The 20,669-nt window shown below is 57.9% G+C and carries 32 protein-coding genes and 1 tRNA gene; all 33 read right to left on the bottom strand.

What is annotated here, in order from left to right; genetic code table 11:
• Window position 1 precedes the first annotated feature (1 nt).
• Entirely contained in the window at window positions 2-592 is a 591-nt protein-coding gene (locus U5A57_RS20925; RefSeq protein WP_321913577.1) for a hypothetical protein, read from the bottom strand.
• Between the two features lie 8 nt (window positions 593-600).
• A complete protein-coding gene (locus U5A57_RS20920; RefSeq protein WP_321913576.1) occupies window positions 601-1,092 on the bottom strand; it encodes a hypothetical protein in 492 nt (163 codons plus the stop codon).
• Complete coding sequence (locus tag U5A57_RS20915) at window positions 1,089-1,598, bottom strand: hypothetical protein (RefSeq protein ID WP_321913575.1); 510 nt, start codon at window positions 1,596-1,598, stop codon at window positions 1,089-1,091. Before U5A57_RS20915 ends, U5A57_RS20920 begins: the two co-directional genes overlap by 4 nt.
• Before the next feature lie 95 nt (window positions 1,599-1,693).
• Window positions 1,694-2,713, bottom strand: coding sequence for a DUF2184 domain-containing protein (locus tag U5A57_RS20910; RefSeq protein ID WP_321913574.1), 1,020 nt, complete (start codon window positions 2,711-2,713; stop codon window positions 1,694-1,696).
• Between the two features lie 9 nt (window positions 2,714-2,722).
• A complete protein-coding gene (locus U5A57_RS20905) occupies window positions 2,723-3,604 on the bottom strand; it encodes a hypothetical protein (protein WP_321913573.1) in 882 nt (293 codons plus the stop codon).
• Between the two features lie 64 nt (window positions 3,605-3,668).
• Window positions 3,669-5,564, bottom strand: coding sequence for an NUDIX domain-containing protein (locus U5A57_RS20900; protein ID WP_321913572.1), 1,896 nt, complete (start codon window positions 5,562-5,564; stop codon window positions 3,669-3,671).
• Window position 5,565: 1 nt separating this feature from the next.
• Window positions 5,566-6,399 carry a hypothetical protein gene (locus U5A57_RS20895; protein WP_321913571.1) on the bottom strand — a complete coding sequence of 278 codons (834 nt, stop codon included), beginning with the start codon at window positions 6,397-6,399 and terminating at the stop codon, window positions 5,566-5,568.
• Window positions 6,399-7,805 carry an anti-CBASS protein Acb1 family protein gene (locus U5A57_RS20890; protein WP_321913570.1) on the bottom strand — a complete coding sequence of 469 codons (1,407 nt, stop codon included), beginning with the start codon at window positions 7,803-7,805 and terminating at the stop codon, window positions 6,399-6,401. The genes U5A57_RS20895 and U5A57_RS20890 overlap by 1 nt, the downstream gene beginning before the upstream one ends.
• 12 nt (window positions 7,806-7,817) lie before the next feature.
• Window positions 7,818-9,362 carry a terminase large subunit domain-containing protein gene (locus tag U5A57_RS20885; RefSeq protein ID WP_321913569.1) on the bottom strand — a complete coding sequence of 515 codons (1,545 nt, stop codon included), beginning with the start codon at window positions 9,360-9,362 and terminating at the stop codon, window positions 7,818-7,820.
• Entirely contained in the window at window positions 9,298-9,795 is a 498-nt protein-coding gene (locus U5A57_RS20880) for a DUF2280 domain-containing protein (RefSeq protein WP_321913568.1), read from the bottom strand. Before U5A57_RS20880 ends, U5A57_RS20885 begins: the two co-directional genes overlap by 65 nt.
• A 31-nt stretch (window positions 9,796-9,826) precedes the next feature.
• Entirely contained in the window at window positions 9,827-10,471 is a 645-nt protein-coding gene (locus U5A57_RS20875; protein ID WP_321913567.1) for a putative metallopeptidase, read from the bottom strand.
• A 425-nt stretch (window positions 10,472-10,896) separates the two neighbouring features.
• Window positions 10,897-10,968: transfer RNA gene (locus tag U5A57_RS20870), tRNA-Tyr, on the bottom strand.
• A gap of 628 nt (window positions 10,969-11,596) precedes the next feature.
• A complete protein-coding gene (locus tag U5A57_RS20865) occupies window positions 11,597-11,896 on the bottom strand; it encodes a hypothetical protein (RefSeq protein WP_321913566.1) in 300 nt (99 codons plus the stop codon).
• A complete protein-coding gene (locus tag U5A57_RS20860) occupies window positions 11,893-12,582 on the bottom strand; it encodes a GIY-YIG nuclease family protein (RefSeq protein WP_321913660.1) in 690 nt (229 codons plus the stop codon). The genes U5A57_RS20865 and U5A57_RS20860 overlap by 4 nt, the downstream gene beginning before the upstream one ends.
• A 40-nt stretch (window positions 12,583-12,622) precedes the next feature.
• The gene (locus tag U5A57_RS20855; RefSeq protein ID WP_321913565.1) at window positions 12,623-13,810 is read right to left on the bottom strand and encodes a hypothetical protein; all 1,188 of its coding nucleotides are present in this window, start codon (window positions 13,808-13,810) and stop codon (window positions 12,623-12,625) included.
• 228 nt (window positions 13,811-14,038) lie between these two features.
• The gene (locus tag U5A57_RS20850; protein WP_321913564.1) at window positions 14,039-14,164 is read right to left on the bottom strand and encodes a hypothetical protein; all 126 of its coding nucleotides are present in this window, start codon (window positions 14,162-14,164) and stop codon (window positions 14,039-14,041) included.
• Between the two features lie 3 nt (window positions 14,165-14,167).
• The gene (locus tag U5A57_RS20845) at window positions 14,168-14,389 is read right to left on the bottom strand and encodes a hypothetical protein (RefSeq protein WP_321913563.1); all 222 of its coding nucleotides are present in this window, start codon (window positions 14,387-14,389) and stop codon (window positions 14,168-14,170) included.
• Window positions 14,390-14,589: 200 nt separating this feature from the next.
• Entirely contained in the window at window positions 14,590-14,772 is a 183-nt protein-coding gene (locus U5A57_RS20840) for a hypothetical protein (RefSeq protein WP_321913562.1), read from the bottom strand.
• The gene (locus tag U5A57_RS20835; protein WP_321913561.1) at window positions 14,769-15,182 is read right to left on the bottom strand and encodes an HNH endonuclease signature motif containing protein; all 414 of its coding nucleotides are present in this window, start codon (window positions 15,180-15,182) and stop codon (window positions 14,769-14,771) included. Before U5A57_RS20835 ends, U5A57_RS20840 begins: the two co-directional genes overlap by 4 nt.
• On the bottom strand, window positions 15,179-15,583 hold the full coding sequence (locus U5A57_RS20830; protein WP_321913560.1) for a hypothetical protein: 405 nt from the start codon (window positions 15,581-15,583) through the stop codon (window positions 15,179-15,181). Before U5A57_RS20830 ends, U5A57_RS20835 begins: the two co-directional genes overlap by 4 nt.
• Window positions 15,584-15,671: 88 nt before the next feature.
• Window positions 15,672-15,944 carry a hypothetical protein gene (locus tag U5A57_RS20825; RefSeq protein WP_321913559.1) on the bottom strand — a complete coding sequence of 91 codons (273 nt, stop codon included), beginning with the start codon at window positions 15,942-15,944 and terminating at the stop codon, window positions 15,672-15,674.
• Window positions 15,941-16,399, bottom strand: a complete 459-nt coding sequence (locus U5A57_RS20820; RefSeq protein ID WP_321913558.1) for a hypothetical protein — start codon at window positions 16,397-16,399, stop codon at window positions 15,941-15,943. The genes U5A57_RS20825 and U5A57_RS20820 overlap by 4 nt, the downstream gene beginning before the upstream one ends.
• Window positions 16,400-16,490: 91 nt before the next feature.
• Window positions 16,491-16,676 carry a hypothetical protein gene (locus tag U5A57_RS20815; protein WP_321913557.1) on the bottom strand — a complete coding sequence of 62 codons (186 nt, stop codon included), beginning with the start codon at window positions 16,674-16,676 and terminating at the stop codon, window positions 16,491-16,493.
• Window positions 16,673-17,104 (bottom strand): hypothetical protein, encoded by a 432-nt coding sequence (locus tag U5A57_RS20810; protein ID WP_321913659.1) that lies wholly within the window; start codon window positions 17,102-17,104, stop codon window positions 16,673-16,675. Before U5A57_RS20810 ends, U5A57_RS20815 begins: the two co-directional genes overlap by 4 nt.
• A 398-nt stretch (window positions 17,105-17,502) precedes the next feature.
• Window positions 17,503-17,934 carry a recombination protein NinB gene (locus U5A57_RS20805; protein ID WP_321913556.1) on the bottom strand — a complete coding sequence of 144 codons (432 nt, stop codon included), beginning with the start codon at window positions 17,932-17,934 and terminating at the stop codon, window positions 17,503-17,505.
• Window positions 17,931-18,125, bottom strand: a complete 195-nt coding sequence (locus tag U5A57_RS20800) for a hypothetical protein (RefSeq protein ID WP_321913555.1) — start codon at window positions 18,123-18,125, stop codon at window positions 17,931-17,933. Before U5A57_RS20800 ends, U5A57_RS20805 begins: the two co-directional genes overlap by 4 nt.
• Window positions 18,122-18,310 carry a hypothetical protein gene (locus tag U5A57_RS20795; protein ID WP_321913554.1) on the bottom strand — a complete coding sequence of 63 codons (189 nt, stop codon included), beginning with the start codon at window positions 18,308-18,310 and terminating at the stop codon, window positions 18,122-18,124. Before U5A57_RS20795 ends, U5A57_RS20800 begins: the two co-directional genes overlap by 4 nt.
• 167 nt (window positions 18,311-18,477) lie before the next feature.
• Window positions 18,478-18,717: a hypothetical protein gene (locus U5A57_RS20790; protein WP_321913553.1), complete on the bottom strand. Its 240-nt coding sequence runs from the start codon at window positions 18,715-18,717 to the stop codon at window positions 18,478-18,480.
• Window positions 18,714-19,004: a hypothetical protein gene (locus U5A57_RS20785; protein WP_321913552.1), complete on the bottom strand. Its 291-nt coding sequence runs from the start codon at window positions 19,002-19,004 to the stop codon at window positions 18,714-18,716. The genes U5A57_RS20790 and U5A57_RS20785 overlap by 4 nt, the downstream gene beginning before the upstream one ends.
• Window positions 19,001-19,249, bottom strand: a complete 249-nt coding sequence (locus tag U5A57_RS20780) for a hypothetical protein (protein WP_321913551.1) — start codon at window positions 19,247-19,249, stop codon at window positions 19,001-19,003. Before U5A57_RS20780 ends, U5A57_RS20785 begins: the two co-directional genes overlap by 4 nt.
• On the bottom strand, window positions 19,246-19,545 hold the full coding sequence (locus U5A57_RS20775; protein WP_321913550.1) for a winged helix-turn-helix domain-containing protein: 300 nt from the start codon (window positions 19,543-19,545) through the stop codon (window positions 19,246-19,248). Before U5A57_RS20775 ends, U5A57_RS20780 begins: the two co-directional genes overlap by 4 nt.
• Window positions 19,542-20,147, bottom strand: coding sequence for a hypothetical protein (locus U5A57_RS20770; protein ID WP_321913549.1), 606 nt, complete (start codon window positions 20,145-20,147; stop codon window positions 19,542-19,544). The genes U5A57_RS20775 and U5A57_RS20770 overlap by 4 nt, the downstream gene beginning before the upstream one ends.
• Complete coding sequence (locus U5A57_RS20765; protein WP_321913548.1) at window positions 20,148-20,618, bottom strand: hypothetical protein; 471 nt, start codon at window positions 20,616-20,618, stop codon at window positions 20,148-20,150.
• Window positions 20,619-20,669: the final 51 nt, after the last annotated feature.

Below are 20,669 nucleotides of genomic sequence, written 5' to 3'. Positions count from 1 at the left end.
TTCACTTCACCCATGCCACAAAATGGGACTGGTACATGCCCGTGTCTATGAACGATGGTCGCCGCGGGTTTCCTTTCGCATATGGATGTTTCAGGCGGTGATTCACCCCATCTAGTGCAGCCAGGGTCGGCACGCTCTCAATTCCCATGTGCTCGATTGCCGCAGTCGACAGGAACTGCTTGAACATCGCCGTGATCGCCGACTCGGCCTTCTGGAACGGATTAGAAGCGAGCGGCGCACCCATCAGCATATTTTCAAGCTCGCCCGCTAGCGCGTCTTCCAGTTCATGGGCGACATCAGGCTCATGAGCAAACATGAACGCATCCATCACGCCATATTTTTCCTCGAGGATTTCGGCAACGTCGCCAGTGGTCTTCGTGCCAGAGTCGGACTTGGGCTTGATCGGCTTGTTGGCTTTCCCTTTCTTCGCCTGAGGAACCTTCTCCGTATTCTCATGGTTCGAGTAAGAGACATCGAACACACCCAGGCAGAGCGTCAGACTCTTGCTGGGCGCGAGAGTGGGGCCGCGAGGGATTGTTTCATAACTGCCGCCGGCATCCGCCGTTGGCATGTCAATGTCACGTGCAGCCACGATTTACCTCAGGAAATGCCCCAGATTGGGCCTAGGTCTTGACACATGGCCAAAAATTGTCGCCCGTAGGGATCCTTGAGAGCTTGTAGCTGCCCTAAAGTGAGGCCCTTTATGAAGTCAGGGGCAAGCAGGGATTCTGACGTGCTCTCATCGGCTGACGACTGCACGGTGCCACCGACGAAGCCGGTCAAATTCCACTGACTACGCAACGTGGCGAAAAACGTCTGTCCGGGCTGATCTGGGCACCAGTTGATCAGAAACGACGTCGCCAACAGGTAGACCGCGAAACAGTAATAGTCCTGGCCGATCGCGTACAACACCAGCAACGTCTTTTCCTCGGCGTAGCTCAGTGCCCAAGGGATGTATGGGCTATTTGAAGGAAGCGCAGACGACGGGATCTGCGCGATCGTAGACAGAAACGTGTAGAAATCCGTCGTGTTGGGCGTCGTCTGCGTCTGCCATGGGGCGAGACCGCCAGCGTTCGGAAGATAGGGCGTCATGATTTGCGCGGACGGCCGCGGCGACGAGGCTGCTGATTCTCATCGCCAACCGTAATCACTTCGTGAATCTGCGGTTCGACGCCTTTTTGCTCAACTTCCTCGAGTTCGACCTCGAAGCTGCCGATCTTGGTGTCGGTCTCTTGAGCCGTACGCTTCATCGTATCGTCCATTGCGATCGCGGCCTCCTTTCGGCGCTCCAGAGATTCTTCAACTAGCGCGTCTTCATTGCGCTCGTCCATCGAATGGAGGCGATCAAGCGGTACCGGCGTATCGAACTGATAAACGTGACGGATATAACCCTTCGTCCGATCGAGTTCGGCGAGCGGAATCAGGCCATACATCTTGTGCTGATCCACGATGCTCTCGTGATCGAGTCGACTGCCTTGCGGATAGATGCTTGCTTGGCTGAAAGGCTGAATCTTGGTGAAGACCGGCTTCCGGCTGTTCGGAACCCAGTAATGCATTTCCCAGATCTGCTTGGTCAAATTTGCGACGTAGAGTGCCATGACTTTCCCTGTTGATTTATCCCTGTACTGGAGTCCGTGGAAACACGACAGGGGGCGTGCTTGTCAGTTGCGCAACCTATCCACGGACTTGACCGTTAGAAACCGGCCGAGATCAGCGTCAAACTTTCCGGACGCGGCGACCAGCCCGAGGTCGAACGCAGTTCCGACACGACGTCGACAGCGCCCGCAGGAAGCGGTGCCGTAATTTCGGTCGGAGCAGCGCGGTCGACAAGCTGGAGCGAGCAGGCGGTAAGGCCCGGGGTGAGCTCGGCGAATGCGTTCGTATTGATACGACCTGCATTCGGCTTCTTCACTTCCGGCATGGAGATGATGATCATGTCCGTGCCGCCCGCACCCTTGCCAAGGAGCGTATCGTCAGCGCCCCACGTGATCTCGTCATCATTCCAGTCGAGAACGTCGTCCACGAGACCGCGCGTCGACTTCGAACCGGCGCCTTCGCGCTGGAATTGCGTGAGCTGCACGATGCCCTGATAGCTGATCGTCTCAAGGATTCGCTGGGTCGTCACGATCGAGAAACGCGCCGGCATGCCGATTTGCATCGTGCGAACCTTGATCTGTCCGAGTTGCTGGAGCAGGAAGAAGGCCAGCGCGCCGTTGTCGTACGTGCTGATGGTCGAATTGCCGTTCGGATCGGCCGGCAGATTCAGCGACGTTGCGCCGTTCTGGTTGATCAGGCCTTCGCCGTTCGCCGGGTTTGCGCCGTACAGAAGCAGGTTCCGTTGTTGCTGGAACGTGCCTTGACGCATGGCCAAGCGGTGCGCTTCGACGGTCGAAGCGCCAACGCGGCCGAGAGCGGCTGTGTCGTGGTGATCGTACTCGGCACGCGAGCGGATCATGTACGTCGGCGTGCTGATTTCGTTGTAGACGACCGTGCAGCTCGGCACGGCGTTGGCAACGAATTGGCCCGTCTGAACCTGCGTGCGGACGTCGAGACGTTTGATGTAGACAGCCAGATCGCCGTCGCCGAGGCGAACGAGCGGGTCGCCCGTCGCGATGGTTTCGAAGGCGCCAGACGCCTGTTGATACTGCAGAAGCAATTCGGGCACGACGTAAGCCGGATTCACCCGAATCTGTGCGGGAACGAGATTCGCCATTGTTTAACCTCAGATCTGGATGAGAGCCACGTAACCCGAACGATTCCAGGTAGCCGCGCCAGTGGTTGCGTTGTATTGGACCGTCATGCCGTTACCGGCGCTGATGTCAAGGATCTTCACCGGCAGGGCGCCCGTGCCGTAGTTCAGGACGATCGTGCCCGACAGCGCGCCCGTCGCGATCGCGCCAGAAGCCGCGGTGATCTGGATGCTGAAGTGCTGGTTGTCGGTGAACGACGTAACGGTCTGCGTACCATTCACAAGCGCAGCGCCCGTGCTGGTCACGCCGCTGATGTTGATGACATCGCCTACCGCAGCGACCGGCGAAGCCGCTGCCATCACGATGGCGATCGTGTACACGCCACTCGCATAGCTCGAGGTAGCCGACGTGACAGAGTACGTAGCGGTCGATGCGTCATACGGCTGAAGCACCTGGTCGTTGAAATCCCAGGACACTTGCTGCGTGATCAGGCCGCCATCCAACGAAACGAGCGACGGATCCATCGCGACAGGAATCGCAATACCCGAGCCCATACGGAAGAACGGGATCGTCATGCCAGTAGCGCCGGCGGTCGGCACCGGGCTTTGCGGCGAGCTGGGCCACGCATAGGCGTTGTTGAAAACGGAGAAGCCGGTCAGGTTCGTGAGCGCCGTTGCGGCCGCGATCGTGCCGCCTTGCGTGCGGTCATAACCAGATGCAGGAGCGACGCTTTCCGAGATCGCCATGCCGCCCCAGATCGGAGCGGTGGCACTGGCCGACAGGGTGCCCGTCGCAAGGGAATAGCGGAGCGCAGGAGCGTCTTGATAGACGCCTTGCACATAACCTGCGCTTTGTACCGAGAACGAGCCAGCAGCATTCGTCGTCTGGTACGGATAGAAGGGGGTATTAATCATGTTTCCTTATCCAGAAATGGAAAAGGCCCGCGCTTGGCGGGCCTTCATTCGATGACGACGAGCGTTAGTGGCTCTTGGGCTGGAGGATCTTGCTCTTCAGGCGCGGCGTGCGGTGTGCATCCATCCAGGACGGACGGCTATCGAAGAATTCCGTCACCATGTGGCCGCTATCGAGACGGCGCGTGCGCGAACGCTCACCTTGCTCACCAGCAGCCGGCGAGTTGGCGGCCATAGCAGCGTCTGCGTAGATCGATTCTTCTGCAATCGCGAAAACGTCGGCTTCGAGCTTGCTGAGATCGGCGTTCTTCCATGCCGAACTATGCGACTTCATCGGAGCAGCGAGGCGCTTCTTGTAGGCGAGCACATCCTCACCATTCAGGGCGCGCGGGGCTTGCTTACCGAATGCCGAATAGACGCTGTCGGCCTTGGCTTGCGCATCAGCGAATGCGGCGTGATCAGCATCCGTGAGGGGCTTCGGCGTGAGCGATGCGGTCTGTACGAGCAGATTTTCGAGTTGTGAAACGCGCGCGAGCAGGGCGGACTTCTCTGCGTCGGCCTTGGCTTCCTCTTCCTTCGCTTCGGCCTTGAGTTTGGCAGCTTCGGCTTCCTTCTCCTTGGCGTCCTTGTCTTCTGCCGAATCTGCCTTCTTGTCACCAACGGGCATTTCATCCGCAGGCATGGCATCAGCCTTCTTGGCTTCGCACATCGAATCGACACGCTTCGAGAGCGAATCGACTGCGGACATCAGCTTGTCCCACTTCTCCGAATCGGCTTTCGCCTTTTCTTCTTCAGCGTCAGCCTTGGCTTTCGCTTCCGCGTCGGCTTTGGCTCGCGCTTCGAGTTCTTCCTTCGCCTCGGCGTCCGCCTTGGCCTTCACGTCTTCATTCATGTCAGATTCCTGAACGTTAATGGTGGATACGCCAGATGGCGGGCCGCCCTTATCCCACACGCCGACTTCGCAAATCGCGATGTGGTCGAGCAGGCACGGTTTTCCCTCGATAAGCAATGCTTGGCCACTGTCGAGGGTCGCAGTGGTGTTTTCGATGTCGGGGTTGCGGAATACGACAGAGGGTGACGTGGACAGTTGTTCCTGCGACATGAGCGTCGCAGTTGCCTCGTCATAGATTCGAGCGATGGCCCAGACTTCGTCGCCCTTGATGTAGGGCAGCATGACCGTGCCCACGATGCGCTTTTTGAACTCTTGCGAGTCGAGCGTCGCTTTCTCTGGATGATCGACAATGACCGGAAGGCCGTTACACCGCGCCAGGAACTCGTCGCTGAGATAGTTCTCAGGAGGGCGGTAGACGTATTCTTCGTCTTTCGATCGGTAGGACGTCGCCGTTCCGGTGATCCGGATATCGAACAGCCACATGTTCCGGAAGAACTGCGGCGACGAATACTCGCCAGCAACCATCGCCCGCGCGAGTTCCGTCTCGTTCATCCGCGCCTTGCGGATCGCCTTGAATGCCTCTGACTCAAGCACAAACCGGCAGCCGGGATGCAACGGTTCCGGCCACGATCCAATCGGCGACCAAAGGTATTCCGTGCTTTCGTCGCTCAGTGCGACATCGAACGGCCTGCACTCGTGGAAGAACGTCGTGAATTCGACTGTGCCATCGTCGGACTGGCCGATCTCGATCAGCTTGTGAGGTTCGTAGCCCGCCTCTTCGAATGTTTCGCGCCGCGCGGCATCTTCGGGCGTCTCGCCATCTTCGATGCCGCCGCCAGGAAACGCCCACTCTCCCGGATGATCGCCACCGTTTCCGCGGCGCAAAAACAGAACATTGCCGTCCGCGATGATCAGCGAGCCCGCTGCACGTACTTTCTCGGCATCTGCTTTGCTCTCGCCGGCCACGCTATATGCGATTGCTGCGGCCTGTTTCGGGTCTTTCCCTGCGCGAATTTCCGTTGCTATGTTCGCGCTGATTGCTTCTCGACTTGATCCTTCTTCTAATGGCATCTCATGCTCTCATGGCAGCAATTTTGGCTTTTGCATCAGCCAATGCCTCGCGCCCCCTAACGGTCAGCATGTCTTCGGGAAGATCTCTCAGGTTGTAGATCCACGTCGCATAGCAGGAGCAGTAAACCTCTTCGGCGACTTTGGTGATGTCGTCGTAGTAGCCGGCCGATCCTGGCTTGACTAGCCCCTTCTCCTTCGCCCAGCTTGATCGAAGCAGATAGATGTTTCCGGCTCGCTCTTTGTGCTCAACCCGATTGTGATAGCCGGGCGACAGGCGAATATTCCAGCGCATCGCAATCGCGCCGCCATCCGTGGCTATGATGTCGTTTAACGAAGCGACAAATTTGTGCGATTGATCGATGACACATCGCCTTTCCTCGAAAGGTAGCGACGTCAGCGCCTTGCGGATGTTGTCCTTCGTGTCCTTGACGTCGACCGCATTAGAGCCACCAGCCGGAATGCTTGAAGCCCACCCAGCCATGCGCTGCACGGCCTTGTCGACAGCCTGCTTTCGATTCAGCTTGATCAGATTGCGCGAGACCATCAGACGCCGGTCAAGCTCCGTGCGAAGCTGAGGCTTCAGACGATTGATCGTGAAGCGCTCGATCCCTTTGTGGGTTTTGAGGATCTGCCCGTCATCAATCAGCCGCTTGTAGATGCCACTAAGCGCCCTCGTTAGTTCGTCGTTGAGAACATTCTCGGGCGTTAGCGTCTCGGCCGCAGCGCGACGGATGCGATCAGTCCACATCTGCAACTCTTCGGCGCTCTGAAACCCATGCTCCTCAAAGTAGCGAACCGCCTCGGTCACTACTTGGTAGAAGGATTGGGATGCCATCAGAGTGCGTGAGTCGGCGCTTCGGGTTCGTCAGGTGGCTCGGGAGGGCGGTAGCTCTTCAGATCGTCATAGTCGAGAATGAGCGGGTTCGGGAACAGTTTCTTCGACTCGCTGACGTTATCTGCCGCCCACTGGATCAGGACCGCTTTGTTATTCGGGTCCAGTTGAGGGAGAAGCGTTTCGACGAGTCCGATCATCGCTTCGTGTTTGACCTTCTCGACCTCGACGAGCTTCGATTCCGGCTCCTCCATGAGGGAAGGCCATGTCGCTTCGAACGCGTTTTTCCATCGGTAGAACGCTTCGGTGTATTCGACGTCCTTGTATTCAGGAAGATCGGCCTGAATCGTGGCGTAGAACTCTTCCGTCCATGCCAGTCGCATGACGATGTTATCGAAGAACTGATAGAGCGGCTGGACCGTCTCCCGCTCGTGCTTGATATAGCGGATCAGGTCTTTCGCGTCTTCCGAGCCTTCGCCAAAGCCTTCGGCATACGATTCGGAATTGAGCAACTTCGCTGGCTGGGGAACTGCTGCGGCGATGTCTTCGAGAATGTTCTTACGCGCCGTCGTCAACGCCCCATCCGCATTCAGCAGATTCAGAGTTTCAATCGCTTCCTCTGGCGTGACGTTGATGACGTTGTTGGTCTGTGCTTCCTTGACAACATTGCGCTTGATGCCTTGCAGGACGGCCATCGCGCGGTCGGCGATCGACCCAGCGGGCTTCATCTTCGCGACAATCACGCCAACCTTGCGGCTGACCATGTCGTTCGCGATCATCGTCTGCACGAACGACTTCAGCGGATACAGTGCGCGCTGATAGACTGATCGGCCCGTGTAACCGAATGCCGAATTGGTGTATTCGATGTACAGCGGCGCCTCATTGAAGAACACGAGGCAACGTGACGGGTGATACGTCTGGCCCGCCGCGGTAACGACGGTCGGCTTTTGAAAGTCAGGCGCGTTCGGGTCCTGATTAAGAACAAGCGAGCCAGCCGTGTTCAGCGGATCCAGCGAATTGAAATAAAGCTCGAGCTTCGCCAGATTTTCCGGCTTGATGGGTGCGTTCGTGTCGACATCTTCTGCGCCGTAGACGATCGCAGACGCGCCATAGATCTTCGCCAGCCGCCACGTATTGGCAATGAAGATGTCAGCGCTGATCTCAGCCCACTTACGCTCGAATGCCTCGCGCACCCGTTCTTCCGGGCTGTTAGGGATCGAGATGAGCCGCTTCTGCGACATCGCGATCTTGATCGGCTGATCTACGATCTTCCCGCCCAAGGGATGGAACGCATATACCGTCTTGCATAGCTGATAGCTAGGCTCGGCGCCCGGCATGATGTCATCCGCCATCAGCAGATCGGTCAGCGCGGACGACAGGCTCGAGCCGCCGATTGTGATTTCTGCCATGAGGGATGAGATTCAAAGGCCGTCGGAATCACCGAGACCGATTGCTATACCGTAGACGCCCGTGTCATACAGGTCATCTGCTTGATTTGGAACGCCGAGCCGATAGCCGAAGAATTGGCTGAGAAAGTGGTTTTGCAGCCGCTCTTTGTACTGAACGCGCTTGTTGTATGCGGCTTCGCAGATCTTCACCATGCCGCTTTCGACGTAATCGGATACGCCAGTACCGCGGGCGTCTTTGCTCATCGAGGTGAGCTTGTTGTCAATTGCTTCAGCGGGCCATCCACTTCGAACGGCGCGCTGGAGTAGGGTGATGCCAGATCCCTTGTCCTCGACAAATGAGCCCGCGCTACCGAATCGGGCGCCCGTGATCCGGGCCAATTCGCTCAACCGATCCATCACGGTCGGGAACCATTCCGTGAGCAAGTCGCTTTCAATCTGAGTAATGTCCCAATCGAGAATCACTAGTGGATGGCCGACGTGCTTGTTGCGCGCGAAATAGGCGACAGCAGTGCCGTCGTTCTTATCTCCTGCCTTTAACGCGCTGTCCAGGATAGCGAACACGTAATCGCACTGGCGCGGCATGGCCACGGGGTTGCCGTCGACCAGCATCGATGCGACCTTGAACAGCGTGCCGTCGAGAGGCCGCGGCAACTGCTGATAAAGCGAAGTCCAGGTGCGGACGTTCTTTTGGAATTGCGACCAGTGCTTTTCTGTGAACCACTCGGGCCACAGATAATCGCCAATCTTCCGGCCAAGCGGGTCATTCTGAACCTCGCACTTGGCCTGCAGACAGACGACTTCCCAGACATTTCCATCGCGGCAAAGGATCGGCCCGGACTCGCCTTTCCAGTCTTCGGGAAGGATGCGCCCAGCCAGATCCTCTTCGTGCCAGCGCGTCTGAATGATGACGACCCAGCCACCAGGAATCAGGCGGGTTTTCAGATCGTCGTTATATGCGTCCCACGTCTTGTCGCGGATCGTCGGCGAATCGGCTTGCTCGCGACCCTTCACCGGGTCATCAATAATGATTCCGTTCGCGCGATTACCAGTGACGCCGCCGAGAATACCGGTCGCGATGTATTCGCTGCCATTGGTCAGCGAGAACTCTTGCGCCGCCGACGATTCGGTCGTCAGCTCACAGTCGAAAATTCCCTTGAATCGCTTCTGCTTGATGATCGACCGCGTGCGGCGGCCCATCTTGCGAGCAAGATCATCGCCGTAGCTGGCGAGAATGACCTTGCGGTTCTTCTCTGCACCAAGGTAGCGCGACGGAAAAACGACTGACGCATAGGTCGACTTCGCCGAGCCAGGCGGCATGAAGAACATCGCCCGCCCATGCGGCGTCTTGCTGACCCGCTCCATAGTCTCGAGAATGAGGCGGTGGTGCTGCGCCATCGTCGATTCGATGGGCTCGAAGAATTCCGTATCGGGATCTTCGCCGGCTGGCTTGCCGGGAATCTCAATGGCTTGCGCGTACGCAAGCACATCTTCTCTAGCCCTGCGGCGGATCCACAGCTCTTGCGCCGCTTGCTGCAATGTAGGCGGCGAGTTCGTCATCCGTCATTTCCTGGGCGCTCTTGGTCGGAATCAGGGGGGCGCCATCTCTGCCTGTCATCTCTCGACGGTTGGTGAACGAGCCACCCGATTCCTTGGCTGCCTGCTCGAGCAATTGGGCGGCGAGGGCGGCATTTCCACGACTTGCGGCGTTCTGATAGAGACGGTCAAGCGCTCGCAGCCGGAAGTTCTGATTGGCGATCGGAATCGAAGCCTGATCCTTGAGAAACGCCTCCCGCGTCGCGTCGAAAATCTCGCGCCACTTCTTCGAAAGACTGCGGCCGGAGAACTTGGTTGGGTCGTATGCCGCGACCTGCATGCGTTCAATCGCGATGCCGTATTCCTCTTTTACTGCGTTCGCCACCTGAGTCGGAGTGTCGAAACACGCCAACGCCTGTACGACAAACGCTTTCACGTCGTCGGTGAGCGTTGCCATGATCTAAATCTTTGTAATGGTTCTGTATTGGTTATGCCGCTCGCAGCAGGCAAGTTCCGCACGCCTGCGCGATGTTGAGTTGCCCGACTTCGGGAGCGCGCCGCGAGGCCTCAATTAGCTTGGCTGTCTCGCCCGCGCCGATGCCATACCGGCGGACGATACCGACGAACTCTTCGACGTCGTGACCGCGGATGCCAAGTTTCGGTGCCCCGTCTTTCGTGAAGGCCGGAGCGCCGAACGGATCGGTTTGCTGCGCTATGTGGTAAAGCTCATGCTCAATCAGCGCGCACCACTCGACGTCTGAGCACTCATTGGCATAGAAGGCATCGAGCGTGATGAGATAGGTCGGGACGCGCCCGAACCATTCGTGCATCTGCTGCTCTTGCCGACCCTTCTGCCATGCTCCAGAGCGGAAAGTGACTTCCTCGCACTGGCCGACTACGCGGCGCATCTGCTTGGTGTTCTCTTGTGCCGCCCACAGAAACTCTACGTCGGCGTCCTTCAGGTGGAAGTGATCCGAGTTGTAGAGGGGCGAATGCTCGCTGAGAATCGCCTGATGCACCCATTCGGCAACGCCATCGGCCGGGATGAATCGGCGAAACCAATTCTCTGCAGCAAACAGTGATTCGGGCGGGCGAGGGCGCCGCGCGAAAGCTTCCTGATTCTTCTTAGCCATTGCGGGCGAATATCACTTTGGCGCGTACTAGCGCCCGAGACTTCGTTCTCAGTTGATGCGCCAAACCGGAATAGCCGCCCCGGCGTTGTTCTGCCCGTTCGGATACGTCTTTGCCTCAGCCGGCAGGCTAGTAGCGTTCCATACGGGGATTGCGCCGCCGTTTTGCCCCTGATCACTGGGGAATGGCCCGTTACCAGTCGGAGCGCTTACGACTCGCACCGGGATTGCTCCCGCCGCCTTAGCCTGGTCATTCGGCCACGGCCCAGAACCGGGCTGCGCCACGAATACAACCGGTATCGCGCCGTTAGCTTTGCTCTGAATGTTCGGCCATGGTCCTGACGTCGGCTGGCTGACGATATAGACCGGAATTGCGCCCGCGGCGGCGTTCTGTGCGTTGGGGTAGGTCATGCCAGCCTTTGAGTTAGCGAGAGCGGCAGGATTCGAACCTGCGATACACGGCTATGCCGTAGTCCATACCGACTCGACTTATCGCTCTCTGGAGAATGGGTGAAGGCGCCACGCTCGGCCCGGCTTACCCTTGGGCGTCTATCGACGTGCGCGACCGACTCTGCTTTGCCTTCAACGGAGGGGACTGGCATGCAGGTGCGCGCCACCCTATATCCAATCCCGTACTGCGCGCTCCGTTGAAAGCCGTCCGTTGTGCCGCAGGGGTGGACGAAGCCCGTATGCTTTCGGCGTAGGCTCGTTTCGTGAGCTATACGGCGGTCCCGCGTCCGGGCGCACCTAAGTTGAGCGAGCCGATTGTACTGAGCCGGCTGGCCGCTCCCTCGCTCTCGTGGGTGGAGACTTGCGACCAGTAGGCCATCCCTTAGGACCAACCGCTGCCATCGACTTATTAATCTCCACGCATGAAAGCCCCGCAGGCAAACGCGCCGAGTACCACTCAGTCACGCGCGCCATCGGGGTTAGTAACCTATGCTTTTGGAAGCTTGTCACCCATCCGCGTATTCCATCCCGCCAGGTCGTCGATCCAGCGCACCCAGACGTAGCCTGCGCGAGCGTAGGCGTTCAATAGGTTGCCGAGCAAACAGTACGCGTTCATCTGAGCACCTTTCTGCGCATCTCGAACTTTCGGGGAATGTTTGCGCACGTTAATGCGCGGATTTAGCAGGTGATAATGATGCCGTCAGCCTGCTGTCCATGAGAATGCGTCCAATATTGCTTCAGGATCTCTTCCATGCTCTTGCCGGCGATCGGGTCGGGGGCTCCCGGAACCGGTCCGGTTTGCCACTTGCGAGGATCGAGCGTGATCTTCTGCTCAACATCCACAGCCGGCGTCACCTTCTTGAACACGAGGTCAAGGTGTTCCTTGATCGACTTCCATTGTGCCGGGTTTGGCGTTTGGCCTTGCGTCAGTTCGACGAAACCGTTTAGCCAGTAGCAAAAGTCGCGTTCGTTCATCATGAGGCCAGCAGGTCTTTCCTGCGTCCTTTGTGATTGCCAGCCGTCAGCGCCTCTTCAAGAGGCATGCCGGAGCGCTTTAGGCGATTCCTTAGAGTCCCGGTATTGATGCCGTACTCTTTGGCCCAATCGTTGATGTGCTGCGTCTTGCCAAATGCAGTGAGCGGAAGTGTGCCGTTTCGACGAGTCTGCGCGTCGCGTAGGCGGGCGCTCCATTCCGCGGTGCGCGGCAACCCTTTTATTTTTGAGACGCGCTTAGCGATCGTCTCAGCCGATTGAACCTTGCCCGTCAATGTTTCGGAAATGCGCCGCCGCTGCTCATCAGTTTTCGGCCTGCCTTTGTGAGCTGCGCTTATCTTGAGCTTGGACGCCTCGCTGTACTTAACGCCGAGGTTGCTTCCAGCCGCCGGGGATTTGTTGTATCCGAGCCGGAAGTCTGCGGATTGGTGGGCGTCTATGTGCCGCTGCTCTTCTGAAACAAGCGATTCCGGGGCAACATCATTCGCCAGAATTTCAAAGATGAAATTGGCTTCTCCGTGCAGCAGCCAAGCACGCTGAAGATGTTCGTTCGTGTGCCGATTAGAGCGAAGTTCCCACAGGTGACGAGATTTACGCTTTTCGAAATTGACGGCTTGGCCGATATAGACTTTGCCGTCTACCAGATTCCGAATTCTGTAAATCGTTCCCATTTTCAAGGCGTCGAATCGTTTCGAATGCCTAATTATACGCCTATGCCGCCCACTTAACCCATGCCGACTCGGCCTTCTTCACCGGGTCATCGACATTTACCGGCATACTGAAGGTCAAGCCCTGAACCGGATGCGTGATCCACAGTGCTTGGCGTGGCCGCTCGAATCCGTAGCTATTCGTGTACGCGTATTCGCAGTAGCCTTTCAGCGAGCCATTCACAATGACGCGCTCCAACTGGATCAGTTGGTGGTAGTGGCCGCAAATGAGCGTGTCGTAAGGCTGACCGATCTGGCTTTGACGCCCACGGCGGCGATGATCGCCACGGATGATCGGGCCCAGCGCGCCGATAATGCCATCGCCACCATTCCCGAGCTTATCGCCGTGCGTGAGCAGGTAGCGATGGCCATAGACCGAATAGACCGTATCCGGGCCGTTCGGGATCTGGAATGTGACCCGCTTGTCGTTTTCGAACCGCTTCGCCAGCAGGCAATACACCAGCCAGTCGAAATTCGTGAAGTTGCGGCCCTTGTGACGCGTCTTGTGCGTGATGCGCCCGTGATTGCCAGAGCAGCACGGCACGAACACGCGGCCAAATTCGTTCGCCAGCGTCTCGATACACCAGCAGAGCACGCCAAACAGTTCAATGACTGTCGGCATGATCTCAATTTCGTTCGTGGCGGTCAGTTCTTCGTGCAGATCGCCACTCACCATGTCGCCAGCCAGGGCGAACACGATGCCCGGATAGCTCGCGTTGACCATGTGATTCTTCAGCAGGTCAACCGCTACCTCGATCATGCGCCGCGCACGCTTGCGGGCGATCTGGAGGTTGTATTCATTCAGGCCGCCTACCTGGCTAGGGTCAACCACCTCTCCAAAATGCCAATCACTGGCAAGCAGGGTGGGGACACCGGGCGACGACTTCGATACGCGGTCAGCCAGCAGCCATTTCGGGGCCGTGGGTTCCGACTGCGCCAGCTTGAAGATCCGCTGCTTGACGAATTGCTCGTCCAGCGTTTCCTTCTTCGAAGCGGCCAACTGGGCCCGAAGCGCCTTCACTTCGGTTTCCAGCTCTGCGGCGCGATATTCAGGCGATAGCGACTCATTCGCGGCTTTGACGCCCTTCAAGCGGCCCCGGAGGGTGCTTTCAGGGATGCCGAGCGCACGCGCGGCAGGCTTAATGCCACCATGCTTCCGCACGGCTTTTAGCAAGTCGTCGGATTCAGTCATGGATGCCCTTTAAGAGTTGAGCGGCGGGGCAAATTCCCCGCAAAAGTCCGTAGGCGCGATCTCAGGCCATTGCACAGCGCTTGCGCCAGATTGGTAGTCGAACACGAATACAGGCGGGTAGCGATGGCAATACAACCCTTCGCCGCGCTTCATGTAGACGTGTTTGCACTCTTTGCAAATATGCTCAGGCTCGCCCGTTACGACCTTGATCGTTTTCCGGGTAGCCATTCAGATCACCATCCGCCGCAGTGCATCGAGCCTCGCGATCAGCGAAGCCAGCAACGCCGGATCCAAGCCGCGCATGCACTGAATGTCGCTTTCGATGCTGTCTATCAGTTGGTGCGCTTCGGACATGGCTTACTCGGAATTCTTTCCGGCATCGCCGGTAAGACCCACATTGCGCGGGATGCCCTGACCGGACGCCAGAACAGGCTCAGGGGCGAAGTTGAATAGGGCTTCTATAGCCTTCCGCGCAGCCCAGCCCTTGCGGACAGTCAGAATCCGGCGTCTCGGCGCAATCGCCTCGGATTCTTCGGCTCGCTTCTTTGCGTTGGCTTCGCGGGCTTGGCGTTGCTCCATGACGCTCTCTGGGTTCCCATATGCGTAGGACTCTAGAGCTTCAGGGAATTTCATGGCAGCCAAAAAGAAAAAGCCCGCAAGGCTTTCACCTGGCGGGCTATGGATTCTGTGGGCGCATTTCGGGCTCCACAAGTCAAGAGGCTACACGAGATATCTTGGGTTTACAAGGGGTCGCAGAAAATATTTTTAGGCGCGGCGCTCTAACCTTCATTCGGGACATCGATGCCGAATCGCTTTGCCTCACGCATCACCCAAGGCTCCCGCCAACCTTGGGCTACCTTGCGGGCGATCTCGTCGCGCTGCTCAGCTTCGGATTGCCAGCCATAACCCTTCCTGGGATATTCGCCTTGGGCGCGAAGTGCATCGTAATAGCAATCAGTCATGCCGCCTCCTGTTGTGCCGCAACACGTTCAAAGTAAAAGACAATGGCCGCGCCCGTTTCCTCGATAAGCCCGAAGCGCTTTGCATGTCGATAGGTCGGATAATTGTTCACCAACACCTCGACTGATCGAGCGAGTTTTTGCCTCCAGGACTCAAGCGACATCATGCTTTTGTCGATATTGCATGGCGGACACGAGGGCATCATATTTTCCAGCGTGTCGCGTTCGGGGAAATGTGGATCGCCGCTGACAAGCTTATATCGACCATTCGGCATTTCCTTGGGGATTACAGCGCGGACAACTGCCTCTCGATGGTCAGCGTGCCAACGGTTCGGAAGCGGTTCTCCGCAGTACGCGCACCGGCCGCCAAACATCTGCCGCAATTGCTCGCGCTGCGCTTTCGTTAGCTTCACACCGCCTCCACAACAATCTTGATCAACCCGCGCGCAACGAACTTGGGTAGAAGCGCGTCCTTTGCCGACTCATAGAGATAGTGCGCTTCAGCCGGTGCAAATCTCGGGCTGCGGAATATGTCTGCACCCAAACGCTTATTCCGCAGAACGGTTTGCAATACGGCTCGCTCTTTCCAGTGCAGCGCATCAACGCAGACCTCGACCTGCTCCGAGTTTCGCTTCCAAATCTTGACGTCGGTGATTTCGGCTCGCTCGCGTGCATCGAGGCTCGCGGTCGGGATTTCATACTCGCGGCATGTCGGAGAGCAGCGCGGCATTCCGAGCTGGGGCGAGAAGCAATCCTGATACCGATGCCAGGCGATCAGTAGATCTTCCATCTGCTGCAATTCGTCTTGCGTCATCTCAGCCCCACATATTTAGGACGCCATAATTATACCAATGATTTCAACATCTTGCAGGCGACTCCCTTCGCGCTACAACATGTTGCGTTCACTCCTCGCCAGTCACTCCCATGAATCGGTATTGCACGCCGCGATCCTCCTGCTTCGGCTCACCATTGCCGTACAGATCCCAAAGATTCTCGTTCAACACCTTCTCGAACTCTGGGCCTAGCGGTTGCATCGGCTTACCCGTCTTCCGCTTCCTCCCCGCCATAGTCGGCGCTGGCGCACGGCGTTTCGCTGCAAGCGCGATCACCTCAAGAAAGATCCATAGCGCCATGACGCCGAGGACAAAGCCGATGAGTAGGGATGGGAGGCTCATGACGCTTTCCTTTGGATCTCTTCGGCCAATTCCGCATAGCCATTCAGTTCATACCCGATCTTCATCGGCATAACGGAAAGGTCGATTGGCTTGTACCAACCGTCCATCTGGATCGTGCAGGCTCGACGCCCTAGCGGCTTGGCTTCGACTTCGATCAGCTTCGCGCCTAGTCCGTCAGCGATGTACTGCATCACCTCGCGGTAGTTGCGCTTCAAGGCATCCTCCGACCACGGCGCGGCGATCAGGTCAAGGTCACGCTCTTGCGAGCCATGCACGCCGATTGCATAGCCGATTTCCTTCGCAAGCTCGCGGATGCGGTCAATCGGCGGTATCTCGGGGTATTCCCAATGCGCGGACGGGATGATCGTCGCGGCTCCGCACTTCCAGCATGCATCGCCCTTGCGCTGCGAATTGCACCGCGGGCAATGGCGCCTATTTTCCAAATCAATCTGCATTCGTCACTCCCCAAATTAGGACGCCCAGCACGATAAATAGCGCAAGGCAGGGTAGCCAGTGCGGACCTAGAAATTCGGCTGGGGACATGGTTTATTCTTCCTCGTAACGCCGCCAAAACGTGACGGTCAGCGAGTCATACCCATAGTCGCGCTTCAGCGTGTCCTCGATAAAATCGACTCGCGCCGAACTATGGATTGCTTCTGTAGTGCTGAAATCGCACCGCCCAGTAATGTCCTGCGCTCCCTTGCTTGCCCGGTAGCTGATGAAGTACTTCACGCTGCCTCCAATTCCGTTAGGCCCATCTTTCTCGCGCGGCGCGGCTCCCAACGCGAAAGCGCGTCTGCGAATGTCGAGTACTTCACTTCGTACGATGCCTTCCCTTGGTCTAACCATCGGTGGCAGTCGAAACACCCCGGCACGGAGAACCGGTGCTGCGCTTTCATCGCTCCGGCCTTCCCATGCTCCGCAAAGTTGCTATGGCACGGCACCACAGTCGGATCAGCCCAATCCGTCCAAGGGCAGCAGGCGTTCAGGTAGCACGGCTCCCCGCGGCACGCCGCCAGATACTTCGCCCCATCTGCCACAGTCGCCTTCTTTACTGACCGGCGAATTGCGGTCTTGCGATCTGCGAGAGGTGAGGACTTACGGGAGAAGCCGCTAGACTTCAGCGGCGTCCGTCTCGGTCTGAAACCTGAGCGCTTCACGGAAGCCATCCCATCTTGCTTGCGATGGCAAGCAGGATAAAAATGGCCCACGCTGCATGGACGAAATACTTTGGGGCGTACCGAACCCAGCAGATCATCGCCAAAATACCGAAATACATTCCGTTGCTCACTCACCCCTCCATTGCGCGATATACATGCAGGTCAGCGTGATAATCGCCACGCCAACCGCCCAGGTAGTCGACATGCGCGGGCCAACGATGCACATGGTCAAGATCGAAAAGTATTGGCTCCATTTCATCGAAGCACCCACCCAGCAACGAACGCGACAACCGGCATTAACGCAGCCGCAACTAGAGCAGCGCCACGCGTGCGCTTTTCGAGCCATGCAGGCCACGCGAAGAGTAGGGCGATAAGGATGATGGTGACGATTGCGGTTTTCATGCCGCACCTCTGATTTCGTCGTAACCTTGCGGCCCCGGATCGGACCATTCGACCTCGTTCTCCGCACCCCAAGCCAGCATGTATTCGATCAGGCTGTTCATCCGCTTGATGGACATACGCGCCGACGATTCGCGGATATTGACGAACTCGCCTTCGAGCCCCGCGAGGATTTCGCCGCCTTCCTTGGTGGCGATCGAATGCGCCGAGATGAAAATCACCTTCCACTGTTCAGCCGTGCGCCTCTTGCCGTGAAACGTGCATTGCGCCGCGACATCGGAAAACATTGCGTGCAACTTGGCGTTTTGGTCCAGTGAGCGGGTTGCCGGCTTGATCTCGACAACGAAGCCATCCGGGGCGCGTGCGACGGTGCTAATCGCGTTACGGCGCGCGGACTCGTGAACCAGCTTGAATACTCGGCGGTCGCTCATACCAGACTCCAGTTAGCCCAATCGTTCCATGCCTGGCGCGGCGTTTTACCGAAGCCCGGATAGCCGCCACCGTTCGAGCACACCCAGCAAGGGACAATGCCGCCGGTCGAGTAGTAGATTCGCGGCTTAACGACCGTGCGCTTGACCGGGAACAAGCCGAGGATCTTTGCGGTGTAGGTGAATGTGCTCACCGTGCTGCCCCCTTACTCGAAGCCCAGTATTCAGCCGTAGCGCTCTCGATCAGCGTGCCGACAATGGTCTCAAGCTCGTACACCAGCATCAGCGAGGCGTCAGTCTTGAACCCCTTGGCGGATGCCTCCTGAATGCGCGATTGGAGGCGCCCGATTGTCGTTACCAGTTCAGCCGTTGTTTGCATTCAGTCCTCGCCAAGTTACCTGTTGATCCCACAGCGCCCATGCACCGGGCCCGTCTCGCCAAAGCCTTCCATCCCACCAAAGCCGCCACTCGTAAGCCCATCCGCAATCGAACCACTGGGTCTCGTACCAGCCGATGTGAACCGGCTTGATGTGCGGCGGGAAGAGGTCAGTCATTTCCACTTGGCACCTCTTGCGTCAGATACAGCCCTAGGTCTTCTGCGTTCTCGGTCATACGGTCGAGTGCCGATTGGCTATCGCGGTATTGCAAGGCGCGGCGCTGCGCATCCTGCAGAATCCGCGTGAACTTGTCGTGCCCGCAGAAGATGTCGTTCGAGCGCATGATCTCGAGCATTTCCTTGTGGCTCATCCCCATGACTAGCTGGGTGGGTTCGGGTAGCGTTTTCATGCCAGCTCCTTTAGGTCTTCGGTTACCTCTTCGTCGATGGGTAGGCCGGAAACGGGTTTGAGCCATACGTCGGGTATGACGACGGCGAACACTGGATCACCATATCGAACACTAATAGGCGTACCTTTGGCCTCGCAGAGCCACGCTGGCCCGGAACCTGTGCACCACGTATAGCCATTGAATTCCGGTGATTCGCCGAGGAATTTGACAACCTCGACAATCTTTCCGAGGTTGCGCCCCGTCTCGGAATGCACGATTACTGCAAGGTCATTGAGTTCGCAGTTCATTTCGGCTCCTTGGCAAGTCCGCGCCACTTGGTGAGTGCGGGCAAATCCGTGGGATATTCGCGGGATTCGAACGCGTGCGCCGGAACGTCTGATGCGCGGTAGCAGAAGCGCTTTCCGTTCCAATACGCGTACCATTGGAATCTTTCGAGAAGGAAAAGGCTGTAATCCCCTTCGTCAGCCACCTCGTAGACGCCTTCACGCGTCGGTTTGACGCCCTTCGGGAACCACTCAGTGAATATGCTCACGCCGCTCTCCTAGATTGAATTCCATTCGCCACCATCGAATGCATCACGCCAACCAACATGGCCGTCGATTCGTTGATCTTTCCGACAGTGGGCGCGTCGCCATTGCCCGGGATGTAACGCGGCGGCTGGCAAACTTGCGACTCGATGCGGCCCGCAGCCTTGAGCGGCCCGATATAACCTTCGACCGTGCTATCGGAGAGCTTCAGGCCGGTTGCAATCTGTCGCTTCGTCGAGCCGGGGTTACGCTCAACAAACTCGGCGATCCGCAGAGCAGTTGCGTTCAGTGCGAGAGTCATGCGGCCTCCCTCGTTTGGCCCCAGACTTCCACGTCCATCGGCTGCGCAAATACGCGGCCTTGCGTTCCGGTCGGCGCTTGGACAAGGCCCGCAGCAACCGCGAAGGGGTTCATGGACTTCGGACGATCACCGGACACCATGCGCTTTGCGTTGTCTCGCAGTCGCTGCACGCGCGATTGTTCCGTGGTGGTCCGCGGAGTGGGGCGCACTGCGTTCTCGCCGGGGCCGAATTTGAAGACGGGCACGAACCCGCCACCTTGCGGGCGACGCAGCCAGTCAATGACGTGGTATTCCGTGCCGGCCAATTCTGGCTTGAAATGACGCGCGAGGACTGACTTCGAAAGCCGGGTACGTGCGTGAAGTTCAGGGATGCTTCCCGGACCTTTCTTCTCCAGTTCGCACAGGACCGCAGCCTTGGCGAATGCAACGCCGCGCCTATCGGGATGAGGGCGGCGACCGAGGCCGAGATAACTAGCGCGGTCAAGCAACGCCAGGTAGCTGCGCCCTTCGAACAGATAGAGGCTTTCCTTCAGGTTTCCCTTTTCCGCCCAAATGGCGGAGAGGTCCGCGTCCTCTTGTTTGGACCAACGTGGTGCGCCCATTTAAGCTGCCTCCGCAGGTGTATTCCAAAAGTGCTTGTCAGCGATCTCGCCGGCAGCGTGAACTTCGCCCAGCGTGCAAAGCTGGATCTGATGGCTCCACAGTTCAATGGCGCGTCGCACAGCCTCAAGGCCCAAGCCATCGAAGCGAAACTTGCCCGTTTTCTTGAAACGCTTGACCATGCGATTCATGGCGTCTTGAGCAACGAGCAGATAAGGCTTAGCCTCTTCGCCGGTTCCGCGCTCCGTCGCCAGGACCCACGATTGATTCAGGACATGTGCGATCTCGTTGTAATGCGACACGCTTCCATGCCCCTTGGAGATGCACTCGACTGCGGCCAGCACGACGATCTCCATATCGTCCACATCGTCTTCAGTGATTTCCTGGCGGCCGATCTGCGCGCCCATCAGCTTGTTAATCGCGGCGAAGCGATGGATGGGGTTTTTGTTGCGGTCGTAGTGCGGGCGTTTCATGCTGTCTCTCCCATCAAAATTGCGATTGCCTGCTCGGCGGTTTCGATTACG

Source organism: Paraburkholderia sp. J11-2, assembly GCF_905220185.1.
In the GTDB taxonomy this organism is placed as follows: domain Bacteria; phylum Pseudomonadota; class Gammaproteobacteria; order Burkholderiales; family Burkholderiaceae; genus Paraburkholderia.
Note: the sequence above shows the minus strand (reverse complement) of the source record. Positions and strands in the feature narration are given on the sequence as shown.